Genomic DNA, 17,416 nt, shown 5'->3' with positions numbered 1-17,416 from the left:
GGCTCCGCGACCGCGACCACGCGGCCGCCAGGACGGGCCTCCACGCGCACGGGCGTGCCCGGCGGCAGCGGCCTGCGGGCGATCTCCACCGCGAGCGCGCGGTGAGCGTCTTCTCGATTTCACGCTGCAGGTAGCGCGCGCCGAACTGCGGCGAGTAGCCGCGCTCCACCAGCCGGTCCACCACCTCCGGCGTGACCTCCACGTCCAGGGCGCGGGCGCGGATGCCCTCGCGCTCCAGCACGCGGCCCACCTCGCGCTGGGCAATCTTGCGGATGTCCACGCGCGACAGCGGCCGGAAGTGGCAGATGGCGTCGAAGCGGTTGAGGAACTCCGGGCGGAAGGCCTCCGCGATGCGGCGGTCCACCTCCGACACCTGCTCCTCGGCGCGCTTGTGCGCGGCGAAGCCCAGGCCCGCCTCGCGGTACACCTCCGAGCCCACGTTGGACGTGGCCACGATGAGCGTGTTGTTGCACGACACCGCTTCACCCGCGCCGTTGACGAAGGTGCCCTCGTCGAAGAGCTGGAGGAAGCGGTCGTGCACGCTGCGCGCGGCCTTCTCGAACTCGTCCAGCAGCAGCACGGTGAACACCTTGCCGTCGAGCAGCGCGGACAGCTCTCCGCGCCGCGTCTCCAGCCCGGGCGCCCACGACGCGCCGAAGGGGACGCTCTCGTCGCCGTCGTTGGGGTAGTCCGCCATGTTGAGGCGCACCAGCCTGTCGGCGGAGCCGAAGAGGTACTCCGCCAGCAGCTTCGCCAGCTGCGTCTTGCCCACGCCCGTGGGCCCGGCGAAGAGGAACACACCCAGCGGGCGGCGCGGGTCGTTGAGCCCCGCCTTGAGCAGCGCCACCGAGCGCAGCACCGCGGCCACCGCGTCCGTCTGGCCCAGCAGCCGCTCCCCGAAGAAGCGCTCCGTCTCCTCCAGGTCCAGCGGCATCGCGTCGTCCACGACGAAGCGGGGCAGGCGCGTGGCGGCGCAGAAGCGGGTGAGCACGTCCTCCGGCCCCACGTGGTCGCGCGCCACGCCCGCGGCCTCCGCCGCCGTCTCCTTGAGCAGCTCGATCGCCTTGCGCGGCATGTGCTGCGCCAGGAGGAACTTCGCGGACAGGCGCAGCGCCAGGTCGCACGCGGCCGGGTCGATGGGCAGCCGCAGCTCGCGCTCCAGCTCCTCCGCCACGCGGCCGACGATCCAGCGCGCCTTGTCCAGCGGCGGCTCGTTGAGGGGCAGCAGGTGGAGCCGTTCAGCCAGGGCCTCGTCGGCGCGCAGCAGCTCCTGCACGCGCTTGGGTTCGGTCTCGAAGATGAAGCGCAGGCCGCCGGTGCGCAGCGCGCGCACGGCCACCGGGGCCAGGGGGCCGCCCAGGGCCACCGGCAGGTCGCGGATGTAGACGATGGGGCAGGGGTGGCGGCCCAGGTGGATGAGCAGCTCCTCGAAGGACTCCGCGGCCTGGCGCTGGGTGCTGCGCGCCAGGATGTTCGCGACGGACACCTCCACGAGCCGCGCCTGGGCCAGCTCTCCGTCCACGCGCCCTTCGGCGATGCGGCGGGCCACCTCCTGCACGAGCGCGCTCTTGCCCACGCCGGGCTCGCCCGCCAGCAGCGGGTGCTTGCCACCACGCGCCAGCAGCCCCAGCACCTCCGTCACGGCGGTGTCCACGCCGTGGGCGGCCGGCAGCTTGCCCTCGCGCGCCATCGCGGTGAGGTCGCGGTCGATGAGCCGCTCCTGGTCTTCGCTCTTCCTCGTCGCCATGGTGTGGTCCGGAACGCCCCCTCGACGTGCGGCACTCTAACCGTTGCGGCGCGGAAGCGAAGTCCCGGCCCGTTTCCGCGTGGGCCGGGACCTTACGCTTCCAGCTCCGTGTGCCAGTAGGCCACGTCCCTCAGGAACTTGCGCCAGGACAGGGGCAGGCCCTTCTCCACGAGGAACGACACCACCAGCGCGTCCGGCAGCCGCTTCGGCTTCGCGGGCACGGTGCGCAGCGTCATGCGCGCCTGGGCCGGGGTGCGGTTGCCCTTCTTCTGGTTGCAGGGCACGCAGGCGATGACGATGTTCTCCCAGCTCGTGCGGCCGCCCTGCGCGCGCGGCATCACGTGATCATACGTCGCCTCCGGCCGGGTCACCTTGCGGCCGCAGTACTGGCATCGGCACTGGTCGCGCTGGTAGACGTTCTCGCGGCTGAAGCGCACGCCGCGCGGGCCCTTCCACAGGGCGCGCACGAAGCGGATGACGGACGGCATGCGCAGCTCCACCGTCACGGAGCGGATGACGCGGTCCTCGTACTCCTCGACGACCTCCACCTTGCCCTGCACGAGCAGCATGACGGCGCGTTGCCACGGGATGCGTGCGACGGGTTCGTAGGACTGGCTCAGCACCAGCGTTTCCATGACAGCAGGCCTTTCGGGCGGGACAGGCCGCCAGGGAGTCGAACCCTGCTCGTCCGGATTTGGAGTCCAGACGGCACCCGGTGCGCGGCCTATGGGTGGAACTGGGAAGCGAAGAGGGAGCGCGGGAGCCCGGGCATGAAGAAGGCCGGGTTCCCTTCGAGGGGAGCCCGGCCTCCAGGGCCCTGCCGCGTCGGAGACGGGCGGGTGCCTTCAGGCGCCGGGCGAGGCGAGGCGAAAGGACGCGAAGCCCCGCCAGCGGCACGTGGAAGGAGCGGTCACCGGGCTGGGACGCGAGGACGCATCGATGCCGTGACCGGAAGGATTCAGGTGCTTGAGGTTCATCGGGGCCTGCTTCGTCGCCTGGCGCATCGGGACCGCTCCTTTCGCTCCCAGCGACGGCGGCGGAAATTCAGTCCTGACAGGCGAGCAGGCAGGACGTCGGGCCTGGCCGGTGCGGACCGGGGCCCGCTCCCGTCGCCGCCGTTGAGCGCTCAGGCCCTCAGGGCTTGGGGGCCGTCGCGGTGGCGGGCTTGAGGTGGCGGTTGAAGAAGTCCAGGGCGCGGCGGTCCACCTCCGCCTCGTTCTTCTTCTTCTTGAAGCCGTGGCCCTCGTCGGGGAGCAGCAGGTACTCCACGGGGACGCCGTTCTTCTTCACCGCCGCGACGATGTCGTCCGACTCCGCCTGGAGCACGCGCGGGTCGTTGGCGCCCTGCACGACGAACAGCGGCTTCTTGATGTTGTCCGCGTGGAAGAGGGGGGAGATCTCCTTGAGCATCGCCTCCTGCGTCTCCGGGTTGCCCATCTCCTGCATCATGGCCTGACGGAAGGCGCCCCACTGGGGCGGCATGCTCTTCAGCGTGCGCAGCCAGTTGGACGGGCCGAAGACGTCCACGCCCACGTTGAAGGCGTCCGGGTGGAAGGCGAGCGCCGCCAGCACCATGTAGCCGCCGTAGCTGCCGCCGATGATGCCCACGTGCGCGCCGTCCACGTACGGCAGGCTCGCCAGGTACTTGCGCGCCTCCACGCAGTCGCGCAGCGGCTCCTTGCCGTGCTTCTGGTCGTCCGCGCGCAGGAACGTCTTGCCGTAGCCCGCGCTGCCCCGGTTGTTGATGCCCAGCACCACGTAGCCGTGGTTGACCAGGAACTGGACGAAGTTGTTGTAGCCCCGGCTCGTCTGTCCGCCCGGACCGCCGTGCACGAAGACGAGCGCGGGGGCCTTGTTCTGGGCCGTGGCCTGGTGCGGCTTGTAGAGCAGGTTGGGGATCTCCATCCCGTCGAAGGACTTGAAGCGCACCACCTGCGCGTCCACCAGGTCCTCCGAGTCCAGCTCGCGGCTCATCGTGTCCGTCACGCGCGTGGTCTTCTTCGTGGCCAGGTCCTGGACGTAGAGGTTCGCGGAGGTGCGGTCCGTCTCCAGCAGGACCGCCAGCTGCTTCTCGTCACGGGAGAAGACGACGTCGGAGATCATCCCGGAGGGGAGCTGCGTCAGCGGAACCTGGGTGCCGGCCTTCACGTCGTGCAGGCGCACCTCGATGCCCGCGTCCACGTTGACGAGGGAGACGCGGAACGCGCCCGTGCGCGAGAAGGTGCTGCCGTAGATGTCCCAGTCCGCCTTCTCCACGTCCTCCCACTTGCCGGCCTCCTTCGCCGGGCGCACCACCCGGGTGAACTCCGAGCCGTCGTCCGTAATGACGTACAGCTCCCCGGTCACGGGGTGGATGTCCCCCACCCGGTAGCTGGCCGTGCCCGTGTGCGGTGTGAGGTTCTTCAGCGTCTTCGTCGCGACGTCGTAGCGCCACACGTTGCCGTCCGACGTGGTGAGCGCTTCCTCCAGCGCCACCCAGCTCTCGTCCGGGGCCACGCCGGCGACGCCGAACCCCTTGTCGTTCCGGGCCAGGAGCGTGCGCGCGTACGTCTTCGCGTCATGGCGGTACACGTCCATGGCGCCCGGGTCGCGCTCGTTGGTCATGACGTAGAACGCCTTGTCGTCGCGGCTGAAGCCCAGGAAGTGGGCGACGCCCTTCTTCATGGGCGTGAGGTCCTTCTCCTTGCCGTCCGGCGTGCGCACGTAGACGTGCGTCTGCTCGTTGCCACCCTGGTCGCGCTCGAAGAGGAAGCGGCTGTCGGTCGGGAAGACGCCCACCACCCGGATGCTGTCCGTCTTCGAGCGCGTCAGCGCCGTGGCCTTGCCCCCACCCACCGGCACGCTGTTCACGTTGAAGATGCCGGACGCGTTCGACGAGAAGAGCAGCTGCTTGCCGTCCGAGGAGAAGACAGGGCCCATCACGTCCGTGGACCCCATGAACTGCTCCACCGTGTACTGCTTCGACGGCCGGGCCGCCGTGGCCGCCTTCACGGCCGGGGCCGGCTTCGGAGCAGGAGGGGCGGCGGGCGGCGCGGCCCCCAGGAGCGGCAGGAGCAGCGCGGGCGCGACAAGGCGGGACAGGGTCTTCCAGACGTGCATGGGGCCTCCGGGAGCGGCGGACAGGGGGACTCTGGGCCAGCCCCCGCCGGGTTCAACAGAGGGCGGCGACAAACCTGACATAAGGCTGTCACGGCCCGGGGCGACATTGATTGCGTTCCCACAACGCGGCACCGGAGAGATCGCCATGACCCAGAACGACCTTCAGAAGAGCCCTGCCCAGCGCGGCGTGCAGACCTACGCGGGCGGCTGCCTGTGTGGCGCCGTGCGTTACGAGGCCACCGTGGACCTGGCGGGCGTGAGCCGCTGCAACTGCACCATCTGCATGAAGTACGGCTACGGCGGCGGCGCGGGGATGAAGCCTGACGCCTTCCTCCTCCTGAAGGGCCAGGAGGCCCTCAAGAAGTACGGGCGCGACGGCAGCCCCAACACCCGCAGCTTCTGCGGGCGCTGCGGCGTCGTGTGCTTCGGTGACGGCGACGTCCCGGAGCTGGGCGGGAAGTTCGTCTCCATCTACGTCAACACGCTGGATGACGTGGACCCGTCGCTGCTCACCTTCGGGTACTGGGACGGCCGGCACGACAACTGGGCGGCCGGGATGCGCCCCACGCCGTGGCCCTTCCAGGCCGTCGCCTGAGGCCTACACACTCCCCGCCGCGGCCCGGCCCGCGGCGCGGCCGGAGAAGATGCAGCCGCCCAGGAACGTGCCTTCCAGGGCGCGGTAGCCGTGGACGCCACCGCCTCCGAAGCCGGCCACCTCGCCTGCCGCATAGAGCCCCGGGATGGTCTGTCCCCGGGCGTTGAAGACACGGCCCTGGAGGTCGGTCTCGAAGCCGCCCAGCGTCTTGCGCGTGAGGATGTTCAGCTTCACGCCGATGAGGGGCCCCGCCTTGGGGTCCAGGATGCGGTGCAGCTTCGCGGTGCGCACCAGCTTGTCGCCCCGGTAGTTGCGCGCCTGCCGGATGGCGGCCAGCTGCAGGTCCTTGCCGAAGGGGTTGTCCAGCTGCAGGTCGCGGGCCTTCACCTCGCGCTCCACGGTGGCGAAGTCCAGCAGCGGGGTTTCCGTCTTCGCGTTCATCCCGGCGACCAGGTCGCGCAGGTTGTCGGAGACGACGAAGTCCTCGCCCTTCTCCTTGAATGCCTCCACCGGGCCCATGGCCTTCTTGCCCACGGCGCGGTTGAGCACGCCCAGCCAGTCCTTGCCGGTGAGGTCCGGGTTCTGCTCCGAGCCGGAGAGCGCGAACTCCTTCTTGATGATCCACTGGTTGAGGATGAACCAGGTGTGCTCGTGGCCCGTCTTGAGGATGTGCTCCAGCGTGCCCAGCGTGTCGAAGCCGGGGAACAGCGGCGGCGGCAGGCGCTTGCCGGTGGCGTCCAGCCACAGCGAGCTGGGGCCCGGCAGGATGCGGATGCCGTGGCGGGGCCAGATGGGGTTCCAGTTCCGCACCCCCTCCGTGTAGTGCCACATTCGGTCGCGGTTGATGAGGCGCCCGCCCGCGGCCTCCGTGATGGCGATCATCCGGCCGTCCACGTGGTCGGGGACGCCTTGAATCATGAACTTCGGCGCGGGGCCCATGCGCTGGGGCCACGCCTTGCGGACCAGCTCGTGGTTGCCGCCGATGCCGCCGGACGTGACGATGACGGCGCTCGCGCGCAATTCGAAGTCACCCACCGTCACGCGCGAGCTGCTGACGCCGCGCGGGACGTCCGTGGGCTCCAGCCGCATGCCGCGCACGCCCACCACCGCGCCATTCTGCGTGAGCAGCTCGTCCACGCGGCAGCGGAAGTGGAAGGTGAGGGTGCCCTTCGCCTCGGCGGCCTTGGCCCGGCGCACGAAGGGCTCCACCACGCCGGGGCCGGTGCCCCAGGTGACGTGGAAGCGGGGGACGGAGTTGCCGTGGCCCACGGCGCCGTAGCCGCCGCGCTCCGCCCAGCCCACGACGGGGAACCAGCTCATGCCCTGCTGCACCAGCCAGGGGCGCATCTCGCCCGCGGCGAAGTCGACGAAGGCCTCCGCCCACTGGCGCGGCCAGTGGTCCTCCTCGCGGTCGAAGCCGGCGGTGCCCAGCCAGTCCTCCATCGCGAGCGCGTGCGAGTCCTTGATGCCCATGCGCCGCTGCTCGGGCGAGTCCACGAGGAACAGGCCACCGAACGACCAGAACGCCTGGCCGCCCAGGTTCTGCGGCCCCTCCTGGTCCACCACGGCGACGCGCTTGCCCGCGTCCGCGAGCTCCGTCGCGGCGACGAGTCCGGCGAGCCCTCCGCCGACGACGATGACATCCACTTCCTGTCCCATGCCGTGCCTCCCGGTCGCACCTGGCGCGCGGATGATAGCGGCTCGCGCGGCTTGCGCGGGGCCGTTCACCTGCGCATCTCAATGCTCCCGGGCGTAGACTCCCCGCGCATGGAATCCGGAGCGAAGGGCAACGCGGGACCGCTGGGGCATGACGCCGCCGCCTACGCGCAGCGTCAGGAGGGGCTGTCCCCAGAGCCGCTGCGGGACGCGGCCTGGAGCGTGGCGGGGCAGCGGGCCTTCGGCGTGGTGCTCGACGTGGGCTCGGGCAGTGGCGGGTGGATCCGCAGGCTGCGGCGCAACCCGGCCGTCGAACGCATCCTCAGCACGGACATCCACGACGCGGGCGTCAGCCGCCTGCCGGGCGTGGAGTTCCAGCAGCGGGACGTGTCGCGGGACGCGCTGCCGTGGGGCGACGCGTCGGTGGACTGGGTGTTCGCCATCGAGGTGCTGGAGCACCTGGCCAACCCGCGCCACTTCGTGAAGGAGTCCTTCCGCGTGCTCAAGCCCGGAGGCCACCTCTTCTTCACCACGCCCAACAACGACAGCCTGACGGCGCGGCTGTCCTTCCTCGTCCGGGGCTACTTCCCCGCGTTCTGCGAGCAGGACTACCGGGACTCGGGGCACATCACGCCCATCACGGAGCTGGACGCGCGGCGCATGGCCGTGGAGGCGGGCTTCCAGTCCATCGACTTCGACTACCCGCTGCCCGGGCGCATCCCGCGCAGCAGCGTGTACTGGCAGCGGCTCCTGCCCGGGCTGCGCGGCCGGTGGTGGAGCGACGGGCTGTTCGCGCTGCTGACCCGGCCCCGCTGAAAAAGGCGCACGCGAAGGACTGGCCGCCTGTTCAGGCTCCATGCTAGCCCTGCCTCGGGCCACGAGCCGGAGGGCGCGGATGCAACAGCGTTGCGTGTGGGTGGGGACGGATCCGCTGTACCAGACCTACCACGACGAGGAGTGGGGCGTGCCGGTGCGCGACAGCCGCGCGCTCTGGGAGATGCTGATGCTGGAGGGCTTCCAGGCCGGGCTCGCCTGGATTGTCATCCTGCGAAAGCGCGAGGCCTTCCGGAAGGCGTTCAAGGGCTTCGACCCCAAGGTGGTGGCGCGCTTCACGCAAGAAGACGTCACGCGCCTGATGGCGGACGAGGGCATCGTCCGGGCCCGCGCGAAGATTGAAGCGACCATCGGCAACGCGCGCGCGTACTTGAAGATGCAGGAGGCGGGCGAGGACTTCTCCTCGTTCGTCTGGGGCATGGCGGGCGGGAAACCCATCCGCAATGTCTGGAAGGGCCGGGGTGACGTGCCGGCGAAGACGGAGCTGTCGGAGGCGTACTCCAAGGCCTTCAAGCAGCGCGGCTTCAAGTTCGTGGGGCCGGTCATCGTCTACGCGTGGATGCAGGCCACGGGCATCGTGGATGACCACACGGTGGACTGCTTCCGGCACGGCTGAGCTGGAGCCTGGGTCTCACGGCGCCGGGCATGAAGGCGCGGCGAAGCAGGTCCAGAGCAGGGGGCGTCCTTCTCCACGGCGACGGTGATGGCCTTGCCGAGCACCGCGGCCCGGTCCGGGACCAGGACCCGGGTGTCCGTGAGCGGGCCGGAGTCCCCAGGCCCCGTCGACCTTCGCCAGATACTTTCGAGCCATGACCGTGCCGAGAGGGGCACCGTGACGGTGTGGGTGAGCATGCTGTTCGCGTGCTCCGGTCGCAAGACGGAGGCCGTGACCAGCTGGCGGTGCACGGAGCGGGAAGCGAGGTTCGGATCGCCGGTCTTCCGCGGCTGGAGCTGCGCGGGCAACCCACTCGTCGACCCGCTTGACCGAAGCCGAAGCCCATCATCGCCAGTCGGGTGCGCACCACGCCAGCCGCGTCCGCTCCGCGGCCCAGTCAGTCCGCCCCTCGGGCTACCGCACCTGGAGGAGGTCGAGGATGAGCGGAGTGAGGGAGAGCTGCGAGGGCTCCCGTCCCACGAGCGCCTCCACGCGCTCCTGGAGCCGGCCCCCCTCCTCATTCCGCTTCGCGACGATGAGAGGAATGCGGCTGTCCTGCGCGGCGGGGCTGCCGTGCCAGGAGCGGTAGCGGTTGGCGAAGTAATAGCGCTCCTCGACGGGGCGCTCCAGGCCTGAGCGCGCCAGCAGCAGGACATCCCCCGCGCGGTCGCCATGTGGGCCCGCGGAGAGCCAGTCCATTCGCTCGCGCAGCCGCAGCAGGTCCGGCCGGGGGTGGGCCTGGAGGTACTCGGGGAGGGGCACCAGCCCGGTGCCGTCGAACACCTGGAAGGGCAGGTCCTCCTCCGCCGCGGGACGGGGCTCCCGGGTGAACACGAGGTCCAGCGTCCCCTTCATCGCCGGGAGTCCCTCGCCCCGTGCGCTCGCGAGGAAGAAGGCCCGGGCCACGGGCAGCACGTCCTCCTCCAGCCGGGGCGGGCGGCTCCAGTCGCAGCGCTGCCCGGCGCTCGCACAGGTGGAGCGGTCCGCGAGGTACACGTAGGCCATGGCGCCCTGGTAGGCCACCACCGCCTGGTAGTCTTCCTCCGCCGCCTCCAGGCCCAGCTTGCGCGGGCGCACCCGGAAGCCCAGCCGCTCCAGCAGCGCCACCGGCTCATCGTGTCCCTCGGTGGACAGCGCATGCCGCTCGTCATGCAGCACGGGCGTGTGCCCATGATCCGAGACGAAGACGACGTAGGTGTCGTCCAGCGCGCCCCGGGCCGCGTAGGCGTCCAGGATGCGGCCCACCAGGGAGTCCAGCACGTCCCGCACGTACCGCTTCTGCTCGGCGAGCGCGTCCCGGGCGACGTGCGTGTAGAGGTCCACGCCGGGGAAGTAGACGACCTGGAGGCGTGGCGGCCCGTGCTTCTCGATGGCGGCCAGCACGGACGTGGCGGACTGCTCGTCCACCTCGCTGTAGGTGACGCGGTCCACGTCCTCGTCGTCCACCAGTCCCTCGGCGAACTCCGCCGCGAGCGAGGCCAGCGCGTCCGGCGCGGGCGTGGTGAAGAGGTCCGCGCCCCGGTACACGTGGGCGAGGCTGACGAAGGCGCGCACGTCCGCCTTCTCGAAGACGGTGGGCGTCTTCACCGCGTCCCCCACCAGCCCGTCCGACAGCATGCGCAGCGTGTCCGCCTTGTCATGCACGGACACGGGAGCCGGCGCGTAGAAGCGGCGCTCCTCGCGGGCGAACCACTCGTTGCCGGGAACGCCCGTGTGCGCGGGCGGCTGGCCCGTGTAGAGGGACGTCCAGGCCGCCACCGTGGTGGACGGCAGGATGCTCAGGACGCCGGGCACGGAATAGCCATGTGCGTACACGCCCGCCCCCAGCTTTTCGCCCAGCAGTGCCTTCATGTGTCTGGAGCGGCCGTCCTTCAGCACCTGGCGCAGCTCGTCCTCGCCGACGCCGTCGAAGCCGAACAGGAGCACCCGTGGGCCCGGTGAGAGCGGGCGCAGGGGCTCACGAAGCTTCCGCGCTCCGCCAGCGGCCAGCAGGTCCGCGCTCTCTCTGACGACGGGCTTCCGCCACAGCACGAAGACAGCTCCCGCCGCGGCCAGCAGGACGGCCAGCCCCCCCGCCCCCCACCTGACGAAACGCTTGCGTGAAGACATGCCCCCGCGTAGCGCCGGGGGCGCGCACTGACAACCCGGATCCGCCTGCCTCTGTCTGGCACCCGCCGGAAGGAAGGCGCCTTCCCCGGGCGGTGACCCCCAGGTCCCCGTTCACTGAGGCGCTCCGGGCTCCGGCGTGACGCCGCGCGGAGCCTGCCCATGCGCCGCCCCCGGAGGTGAGGCGAAGGCAGGGGCAGGCCGCCCAGGCCCGCACCGCCGCTCATTCGTCAACGCCCCGGGCCGGGGCCCGTATCGGGGAACGGAAGGAGACGAGGCGCGCGTCGGGGTCCGGAAGCGGAATTCCCTCGCGCTGGGCCGCCGCCACGAGCGCCTCGCGAACCGCGGCGGTGGTGCCCACGAAGTCGGAGCGCCGCGAGTCCGTCCAGAAGCGCACCTCCAGCACCAGGTCGTCCTGGCCCAGCTCCGCGACCTGGACACTGGGCGCCGGGGCCTCCAGCACCCCGGGGACGGCAGGCACGGCCGACAGCAGCACGCGCAGCGCCCGGGGCAGGTCCACGCCGTAGCCCAGGAAGACGCGGACGCTGGCGCGCCGCATGGGCGAGGCGGTGTTGTTCGTCATCCGCGCGGTGAAGACCTCCGCGTTGGGCACCAGCACCAGCCGTCCGTCATAGGTGCGCACGTGGGTGGCGCGCAGCACCACGCGCTCCACCCTGCCCTCCGTGTCCCCCACGACGATCTCGTCTCCCACGCGGAAGGGGCGCAGCGCCAGCAGGAGCAGCCCGCTGACGAAGTTCGAGAGGATGTCCTTGAGCGCGAAGCCGAGCGCCAGCCCGGTCAGCCCCAGCCCCGTGGCGGCACTGCGCCACTCAACGCCGAGCGCCCCCAGGGCCAGCAGCAGGCCCAGACCCCAGAGGGCGTAGTAGGCCACCTGCTTGACGAGGTTCTCCACCGTCAGGTCATCAATGACGCGGCGGAAGAGCCGGCGGAGCACCGCCCGGAGGCCAGCGGCCAGGGCCCAGAAGACGAGCAGCACCAGCAGCGCCGCGAGCAGCCGCGGAATGAGGGTGAGCGCGGCTTCCCCCACGCGGCCAAAGGCCGTGCGGATGGAGGCGAGGACGCGCGAGCCGAAGCGCGCCCCCGCCGACTGGCGCACCTGTCTTGCCTGGCCGAGCGCCACGTCGATGGCTCGGGACCATTGCGCCGCGAGCGCGTCCACCGTCGTCACGTGGTCCTGAGCGTCGTCAGGGGTAATCGTGACGATGGGGACACCCTGCACGCTCACCAGGCGGAGGGTTCCGCGCTCCCCGGAGGGCTCCACCCGGCTCGGAGAGAGAGGCGCGCGCCCCTCGGCCAGTGCCGCCAGTCGCCGCTCCACCCGCGCGGCCCGCTCCGACGCCGTCTCGCCCTCTCCCGGCCCAAGCCTCAGGACGGCGCGCCCGTCGAGCCGCACCGTGACCCGCTCCGCCTGCGCCCATGCCAGCGCAGGCAGCGCCCACGCCAGCATGGCCAGCAGCGTCCAGGTGAGCCGCCGCCCCGGTGCCCGTCCAAGATGCCCGAGTGAGTGAAGCGCACGCCGCCGGCCCATGGGCATCCCGTCCGTGGCTAGGCCGTGCGCCAGCGCACGAGCAGCAGGGGCAGGACGAGGAGCGCCCCGGCCGCCAGTCGCGCCAGCGCCAGGTTGCGAAGTCCTTCGAGAGGGCCCACGCGCTGCTCCTTCCTCATCAAGTCGCTTGGTCCCAATCCGGTGCGGCGCCCTCACATGAGGAGGAGTCTTCACGAAACGTGCGAATGCCTCGCCGAGAGGGCAATCAACGCGAGCGGGCGGGCGGACGGGCACTGGCTCCACGGCAGCCCCGCCCACCATTCAGGAAGCAAGGCCTCGCTGCCACGCCGTGGCCGGCACGGGCCGGGTATCACGCCTGCGACAGGGACGGCTGCCCGTCCCGCCTCAGGCCGACCGTGGAGCGGCGGCCCATGTCACCGGCGCTGCCGCGGGGAGGTGCTCCAGCTCCAGGTCGATGTGCTTTGCCTCGGGAATGGCGGTGCGCACCTCAGCCTCGATGGCATCCACCTCCTCGCTGAGGACCCGGATGAGGTGGCGGGCCATGTCCTGGAGCCCCCGCTCCCGTGCGTCCCTCACCTGGGCGAGGCCCCCAGGGGGAAGCGCCTCGGCCAGCCTCGCCGCGACGAATGCCTCGCTGAAGCGGATCTCCGCCTTGAAGGTGAAGGACTCGGGCGTGAGCTGCCGCGTCTTCACGTCGTGGATGTCCGCGATGCTCTTCCGGGCGCGGATGATGGACTCGAAGCGCTGCGCGACCTCCTCAGGCACGGCACGGCCCAGCAGCAGCTCGCGGTTGGCCAGCACCAGGTAGATGGCGACGAGGCCCAGCAGCATGCCCACGGTGATGGGAGCCGCCGAGTCGAACACCGGGTTGCCCGTGAGGTACGCCAGGAGGATGCCCGAGGTGGCGAGCACCAACCCCAGCACCGCGGCACCGTCCTCCAGGAGGATGGCCACCGCCGCCGGGTCCGCCTTCTCGCGCACGTACCGCCAGAAGGGCATGCCGGCAGCGTGCTTCCTCAGGCCGCTCACGGCGAAGAGGAGCACCCCGCCCTCGATGAGGAATGACAGGCCCAGCACTCCGAAGGTGACGGGTCCAATCTCGGGCGTGTGTGGGCGCAGCAGCGACTGGATGCCGTGGTACACCGTCACGCCGCAGCCAATGAAGAAGATGCCCGAGGCGGACAGAATGCCGAAGATGAAGCGCTCGCCGCCGTAGCCGTAGTGGAACTCCTCGTCGCGCTCGCGTGAGCCGCGCTTGAGGCCCAGGAAGAGCAGCACCTGGTTGCCCGTGTCGGCCGCCGAGTGGATGGCCTCGGACAGCATCGCGCCCGAGCCGGACAGCTAGAACGCGATGCACTTCACCAGGGTGACGAACGCATTGCCGGACAGCGCGGCGACGACGGCTTTGATGGAGCTCGCGGGGGCGGCCATGGAGCGAGGAGGGGAGGAGGAGGCCCGCTTCTACCATGTGTCTCTTCCCAGGCGTCACGTCTCCTTGGGCGGCCTCTCGCAGTGGGCGGCGAGGTACATCCGGCAGTCGTAGAACACCTTCAGTCCGCTCCGACTTCAGCGCACCGGCAAGTTCTCCAGGGCGGTCGGCATGAGGGCCAGGGCGGACGACTCGATTTCAACGCCCCTTGAAGCGGTCCATCCGGGCGGCCGGCGGAGGTCGGGGGCGCGCAGGTGGTGGAGGCCATCTCCTCCGCGATGCACGAGCCCGTGCGGATCCCCCGCATCCCCAGGCTCATCGTGGACGCCTCCGAGGGGCGCTTCGAGACCCTGCGCGGACTGATCAGCGACAACCAGGGGCCCTCGGCCATGGCCTGGGCCCGCGCTATTCCGTACGTGCGGCGTGAGCATCGTGAAGGCCTTCCTCCAGGCCCCCTCGCATCCGCCCGCCGTCGACTGCGCGCTCAAGCGGCGCGGCGCGGACTTTTCCCTGAGCGTGCGGCCCTGAGCTCGGGCACGCTTCACGCCGTGGCCGGAATCGACGCGACACCCAGGAGACACGGCAATGCGAATCACTGTGACGAGCGTGATGGTGGAGGACCAGTCCAAGGCCCTGAAGTTCTACACGGAGGTCCTGGGCTTCGTGCTCAAGGTGGACGTCCCCATGGGCGGGGAGCACCGGTGGCTGACCGTGGTCTCGCCGGACGCGCAGGAGGGCACGCAGCTCTTGCTGGAGCCCCTGGCCTTCGCGCCCGCGCGCGTGTACCAGAAGGCGCTGTTCGACGCGGGCATCCCGGCGGCGTCGTTTGGCGTGGACGACTGCCAGGCGGAGTATGAGCGTCTGCTGAAACACGGCGTGGTGTTCCACACGAAGCCCACGGTGATGGGCCCCGTCACCGTCGCCATGTTCCAGGACACCTGCGGAAACCTCATCCAGATGGCCCAGGTGTAGCGGCCCCCCGTATCGGCCGGTCGTCGTATGTCACCCCATGTGGGCCAGGGATTACGCTGTGTCCTGACAGTTCATGTTTCACACAGGGGGATGTGATGACGATGCGGATCCAGTCCAGGGTTCCGCCGCAGGAGCCTCGCAAGGGGCCCGCGGCGGACGGTCAGCCGGCGGGAACGGCACGGAACAACGCGGCGCAGGGGACACCTCCGCGCCCGCCGGAAGTGGCGGCGCGCAGGGCGGGCTTCTCCGAGCAGAGCGCGTTCGTCTCCAAGCAGCCGGACGTGACGTCCACGTTCAAGCGCGAGTTCGGCGCCATGGCGTCGGACAAGCAGAAGTTCCACGAGACGATGCGGACGGTCTACGGCGAGGGCTACGACGCCGGCAAGGCCGAGCAGTACCGGCAGCAGGCCCTGAAGGGCGACTTCGGCTGGCTGCCGCCGGTGCGCACGGTGTCCGCGGAGACGCTGAACGGGGCCAACGGCGCCTACGACGCGGAATCCGGCACGGTGCTCATCAACGAGTCGCTGGACCCGTCGCTGGCGGCCTCCACCTACGTGGAGGAGGCGGGCCACCACCTGGACACGAAGCTCAACACCGAGGACACGCAAGGCGACGAGGGCGAGCTGTTCCGCCGCATCCTGTCCGGCGAGAAGCTGTCCCCGAAGCAGGTGGCGGACATCCGCGCGGAGAACGACAAGGGCACCATCGTCGTGGACGGCAAGGCGAAGGAGGTCGAGTTCTGGAACCCCTTCAAGGCCATTGGCAACGCGGTGGGCGGCGTGGCCAAGGCCGTGGGCAACGCGGTCGGCTCGGCGGTGAACGCCGTCGGTAGCGCGGTCACCACGGCGGCCAAGGCGGTGGGCGGCGCGGCGAAGAGCGTCTGGAGCGGCATCAAGACGGTGGCCACCCGCGCGGGCGACGGCGTGCGCAGCCTGGTCACCGGCGCCGTCAGCACCGTGGTGGGCGCGGTCCGCAACGTGGGAGAGGGGCTGGGCACCTTCTTCGGCGGCATCGGCAAGCTGTTCCAGGGCAAGTTCGGTGAAGGCTTCAAGCAGATGGGGCTGGGCCTCTTGAAGACCGTCGTGCAGACGCCCGTGGACGCCCTCCTGATGATGGGCGGCCGGGCGCTGAGCGCCATCCAGACGCTGATTGGCGTGGAGCCGCCCGCGCGCAAGCTGTCGGACAGTGAGATCGCCACGCTGAAGAGCGTCTACGGGGACTCCATCGACTACTCGCAGATGCGCATCAAGGAGGGCAACTCCGGCCTGTTCAGCACCACCGGGCGCGCGTTCACCCACGGCAACACCATTTACATCCCGCCGGACAACCTGCCCCTGACGCCGGACCTGCTGGTGCACGAGTCGGCGCACGTCTGGCAGCACCAGAACGGCGGCACGGACTACATGAGCGAGGCGCTGGTGGCCCAGCACATCGGGGACGGCTACGACTTCGAGAAGGGCCTGGACGCGGGCAAGTCCTGGAGCCAGCTCAACCCCGAGCAGCAGGCGGAGTTCCTCCAGCAGGCGCAGCTCGCCGGCTACTTCGCCAACCCCGCCGCCGGCTTCCACTACAACGGCAAGGACTACACGGCGCAGATCAACGCGGCCGTCGCCCAGGTGCGGGCCGGCCAGGGGGCTCCGTAGGCCATGAGGTCGCCGCGCGTCGCCAGCCTGGGGTGGGCCTGGGTCCTGCTCCTCCTCCTCACCGCGTGCCGTCCCGTCCTCCAGGTGTCCCTGGTGGAGGGCGCGCGGCAGCTGCCCGCTCCCCGCTTCCAGGTGGAGGACCCCGAGCACGAGGACCGCCCCCGCTACAACACCGTCCAGGTGCTGGACCGGGCGGGGGAGATATACTGGCGGCTGCGGGCCGAGCCGTTCGGCGACCTCGCCAGCGTGGCCTCGCTGACGTACGGCGAGGCCCCGCAGGGCTTCGCCGTCCTGGACGGGCCCCGGCCCCTCCAGCCCGGGGGCCGATACGCGTTGTACGTGGTGGGCAAGAACCGGGGGACGCTGCACTTCGACGTGGACGCGGAGGGCCACCTCACCCAGGTCGAACCGTAGCGTCAGGGCTCTGGACCCCCGGGGCGTTGCGCTAGCCTGGGGCCATGTCTTCGGAGCGCAACAGGGGCCGTGCTCGCACGGTGGAGGAGTGGCTGGGCCGGCTCTCCTCGCGCGATGCGGGAGCGCGCGAGGAGGCGCTGTCGGCGTTGGAGGAGTCGCTGGTGTCCGGCGAGCCGGAGTCGCGCGAGCGGACCGCGCGGGCGCTCCTGGAGGAGCTGGGGCGGCCCGGGACGGCGGTCGCGGAGCCCCTGCTGTTCCTGTTGCAGCGCGGCTGGTGGCCTCCGCAGGCGGGCCTCACCGGCCTCGCCGTCCAGAGCGTGCTGGCGGTGCTTGCGCGCATGGAGGCGGAGAGCCCGGCGCTGGAGAACGCGGCGGGGGTGCTCGCCGGGGTGTGCCGGGTGGATGCCTCCCAGCTCGCCGCGCTGGACGGGATGTTCCGGCACCCGAAGGCTTCTGTTCGCGGAGCCATGGCGCTCGTCGTGGGACGGCTGGGCACCGCCGCGGCGTCCGAGCTGCCCCGGCTGCTGGAGCTGCTGGAGGACGAGGAGCCCGTGGCCCTCTCCGCGCTGGAGTCGCTGGCCGCGCTCGCGCCGCTGGCCCCGGAGCTCACCGCGCCTCGGCTGCTGGAGCAGGTGCGCGGGTCGGACGGAGCGCGCCTCTACCTGGCCCTGGTGTCCCTGCGAGGCCTGCTGGACGAGCTGCACGGGGAAGCGCGGCCCGCGCCCGTGCTGCCGGACC

General features: G+C 71.0%; 13 protein-coding genes and 1 pseudogene. 7 read left to right on the top strand and 7 right to left on the bottom strand.

The annotated features are described in order from the left end of the window. From ACLEQD_RS16965 to ACLEQD_RS16955, 3 genes and pseudogenes are all read right to left on the bottom strand, one after another. Nucleotides 1-1,747, bottom strand: a pseudogene (locus tag ACLEQD_RS16965) (AAA family ATPase); the annotation flags it as partial. Nucleotides 1,748-1,839: 92 nt separating this feature from the next. Continuing rightward, nucleotides 1,840-2,382, bottom strand: coding sequence for an HNH endonuclease (locus tag ACLEQD_RS16960; RefSeq protein ID WP_171413143.1), 543 nt, complete (start codon nucleotides 2,380-2,382; stop codon nucleotides 1,840-1,842). 499 nt (nucleotides 2,383-2,881) lie between these two features. Continuing rightward, nucleotides 2,882-4,846, bottom strand: a complete 1,965-nt coding sequence (locus ACLEQD_RS16955) for an alpha/beta fold hydrolase (protein ID WP_410385239.1) — start codon at nucleotides 4,844-4,846, stop codon at nucleotides 2,882-2,884. Between the two features lie 145 nt (nucleotides 4,847-4,991). On the opposite strand from ACLEQD_RS16955, the gene ACLEQD_RS16950 reads away from it, so the two are divergent. Continuing rightward, nucleotides 4,992-5,441: a GFA family protein gene (locus ACLEQD_RS16950; protein ID WP_410385237.1), complete on the top strand. Its 450-nt coding sequence runs from the start codon at nucleotides 4,992-4,994 to the stop codon at nucleotides 5,439-5,441. A 3-nt stretch (nucleotides 5,442-5,444) separates the two neighbouring features. Here the strand turns inward: ACLEQD_RS16950 and ACLEQD_RS16945 are convergent, their stop codons facing one another. Further along, nucleotides 5,445-7,100: an FAD-binding dehydrogenase gene (locus ACLEQD_RS16945; protein WP_410385235.1), complete on the bottom strand. Its 1,656-nt coding sequence runs from the start codon at nucleotides 7,098-7,100 to the stop codon at nucleotides 5,445-5,447. A gap of 108 nt (nucleotides 7,101-7,208) precedes the next feature. On the opposite strand from ACLEQD_RS16945, the gene ACLEQD_RS16940 reads away from it, so the two are divergent. Continuing rightward, nucleotides 7,209-7,913 carry a class I SAM-dependent methyltransferase gene (locus tag ACLEQD_RS16940; RefSeq protein ID WP_410385234.1) on the top strand — a complete coding sequence of 235 codons (705 nt, stop codon included), beginning with the start codon at nucleotides 7,209-7,211 and terminating at the stop codon, nucleotides 7,911-7,913. Nucleotides 7,914-7,992: 79 nt separating this feature from the next. Then, a complete protein-coding gene (locus ACLEQD_RS16935; protein WP_410385232.1) occupies nucleotides 7,993-8,547 on the top strand; it encodes a DNA-3-methyladenine glycosylase I in 555 nt (184 codons plus the stop codon). 453 nt (nucleotides 8,548-9,000) lie between these two features. Here ACLEQD_RS16935 and ACLEQD_RS16930 read toward each other — a convergent pair whose 3' ends face one another. From ACLEQD_RS16930 to ACLEQD_RS16920, 3 genes are all read right to left on the bottom strand, one after another. Next, entirely contained in the window at nucleotides 9,001-10,617 is a 1,617-nt protein-coding gene (locus ACLEQD_RS16930) for an alkaline phosphatase family protein (RefSeq protein WP_410385230.1), read from the bottom strand. A 298-nt stretch (nucleotides 10,618-10,915) separates the two neighbouring features. Beyond that, the gene (locus tag ACLEQD_RS16925) at nucleotides 10,916-12,160 is read right to left on the bottom strand and encodes a mechanosensitive ion channel family protein (protein WP_410385228.1); all 1,245 of its coding nucleotides are present in this window, start codon (nucleotides 12,158-12,160) and stop codon (nucleotides 10,916-10,918) included. Nucleotides 12,161-12,604: 444 nt separating this feature from the next. Next, entirely contained in the window at nucleotides 12,605-13,561 is a 957-nt protein-coding gene (locus tag ACLEQD_RS16920) for a cation diffusion facilitator family transporter (protein ID WP_410385241.1), read from the bottom strand. A gap of 673 nt (nucleotides 13,562-14,234) precedes the next feature. Here ACLEQD_RS16920 and ACLEQD_RS16915 point away from each other — a divergent pair. The 4 genes from ACLEQD_RS16915 to ACLEQD_RS16900 form a co-directional block, all read left to right on the top strand. Beyond that, nucleotides 14,235-14,621: a VOC family protein gene (locus tag ACLEQD_RS16915; protein ID WP_410385226.1), complete on the top strand. Its 387-nt coding sequence runs from the start codon at nucleotides 14,235-14,237 to the stop codon at nucleotides 14,619-14,621. 95 nt (nucleotides 14,622-14,716) lie between these two features. Beyond that, entirely contained in the window at nucleotides 14,717-16,264 is a 1,548-nt protein-coding gene (locus tag ACLEQD_RS16910; RefSeq protein ID WP_410385224.1) for a hypothetical protein, read from the top strand. 3 nt (nucleotides 16,265-16,267) lie between these two features. Further along, nucleotides 16,268-16,678, top strand: a complete 411-nt coding sequence (locus tag ACLEQD_RS16905) for a hypothetical protein (protein WP_410385223.1) — start codon at nucleotides 16,268-16,270, stop codon at nucleotides 16,676-16,678. Nucleotides 16,679-16,722: 44 nt separating this feature from the next. Beyond that, on the top strand, nucleotides 16,723-17,416 hold a 694-nt coding region (locus ACLEQD_RS16900), incomplete at its 3' end, for a hypothetical protein (RefSeq protein ID WP_410385221.1).

The organism is Corallococcus sp. 4LFB, from assembly GCF_046520365.1.
In the GTDB taxonomy this organism is placed as follows: Bacteria; Myxococcota; Myxococcia; order Myxococcales; family Myxococcaceae; genus Corallococcus; species Corallococcus caeni.
This window is presented reverse-complemented; position numbering and strand designations above follow the sequence as displayed.

Coding starts and splice junctions, on each gene's coding strand:
- ACLEQD_RS16960 (WP_171413143.1), bottom strand. CDS start 2,382: ATGGAAACGCTGGTGCTGAGCCAGTCCTACGAACCCGTCGCACGCATC.
- ACLEQD_RS16955 (WP_410385239.1), bottom strand. CDS start 4,846: ATGCACGTCTGGAAGACCCTGTCCCGCCTTGTCGCGCCCGCGCTGCTC.
- ACLEQD_RS16950 (WP_410385237.1), top strand. CDS start 4,992: ATGACCCAGAACGACCTTCAGAAGAGCCCTGCCCAGCGCGGCGTGCAG.
- ACLEQD_RS16945 (WP_410385235.1), bottom strand. CDS start 7,100: ATGGGACAGGAAGTGGATGTCATCGTCGTCGGCGGAGGGCTCGCCGGA.
- ACLEQD_RS16940 (WP_410385234.1), top strand. CDS start 7,209: ATGGAATCCGGAGCGAAGGGCAACGCGGGACCGCTGGGGCATGACGCC.
- ACLEQD_RS16935 (WP_410385232.1), top strand. CDS start 7,993: ATGCAACAGCGTTGCGTGTGGGTGGGGACGGATCCGCTGTACCAGACC.
- ACLEQD_RS16925 (WP_410385228.1), bottom strand. CDS start 12,160: ATGCTGGCGTGGGCGCTGCCTGCGCTGGCATGGGCGCAGGCGGAGCGG.
- ACLEQD_RS16915 (WP_410385226.1), top strand. CDS start 14,235: ATGCGAATCACTGTGACGAGCGTGATGGTGGAGGACCAGTCCAAGGCC.
- ACLEQD_RS16910 (WP_410385224.1), top strand. CDS start 14,717: ATGACGATGCGGATCCAGTCCAGGGTTCCGCCGCAGGAGCCTCGCAAG.
- ACLEQD_RS16905 (WP_410385223.1), top strand. CDS start 16,268: ATGAGGTCGCCGCGCGTCGCCAGCCTGGGGTGGGCCTGGGTCCTGCTC.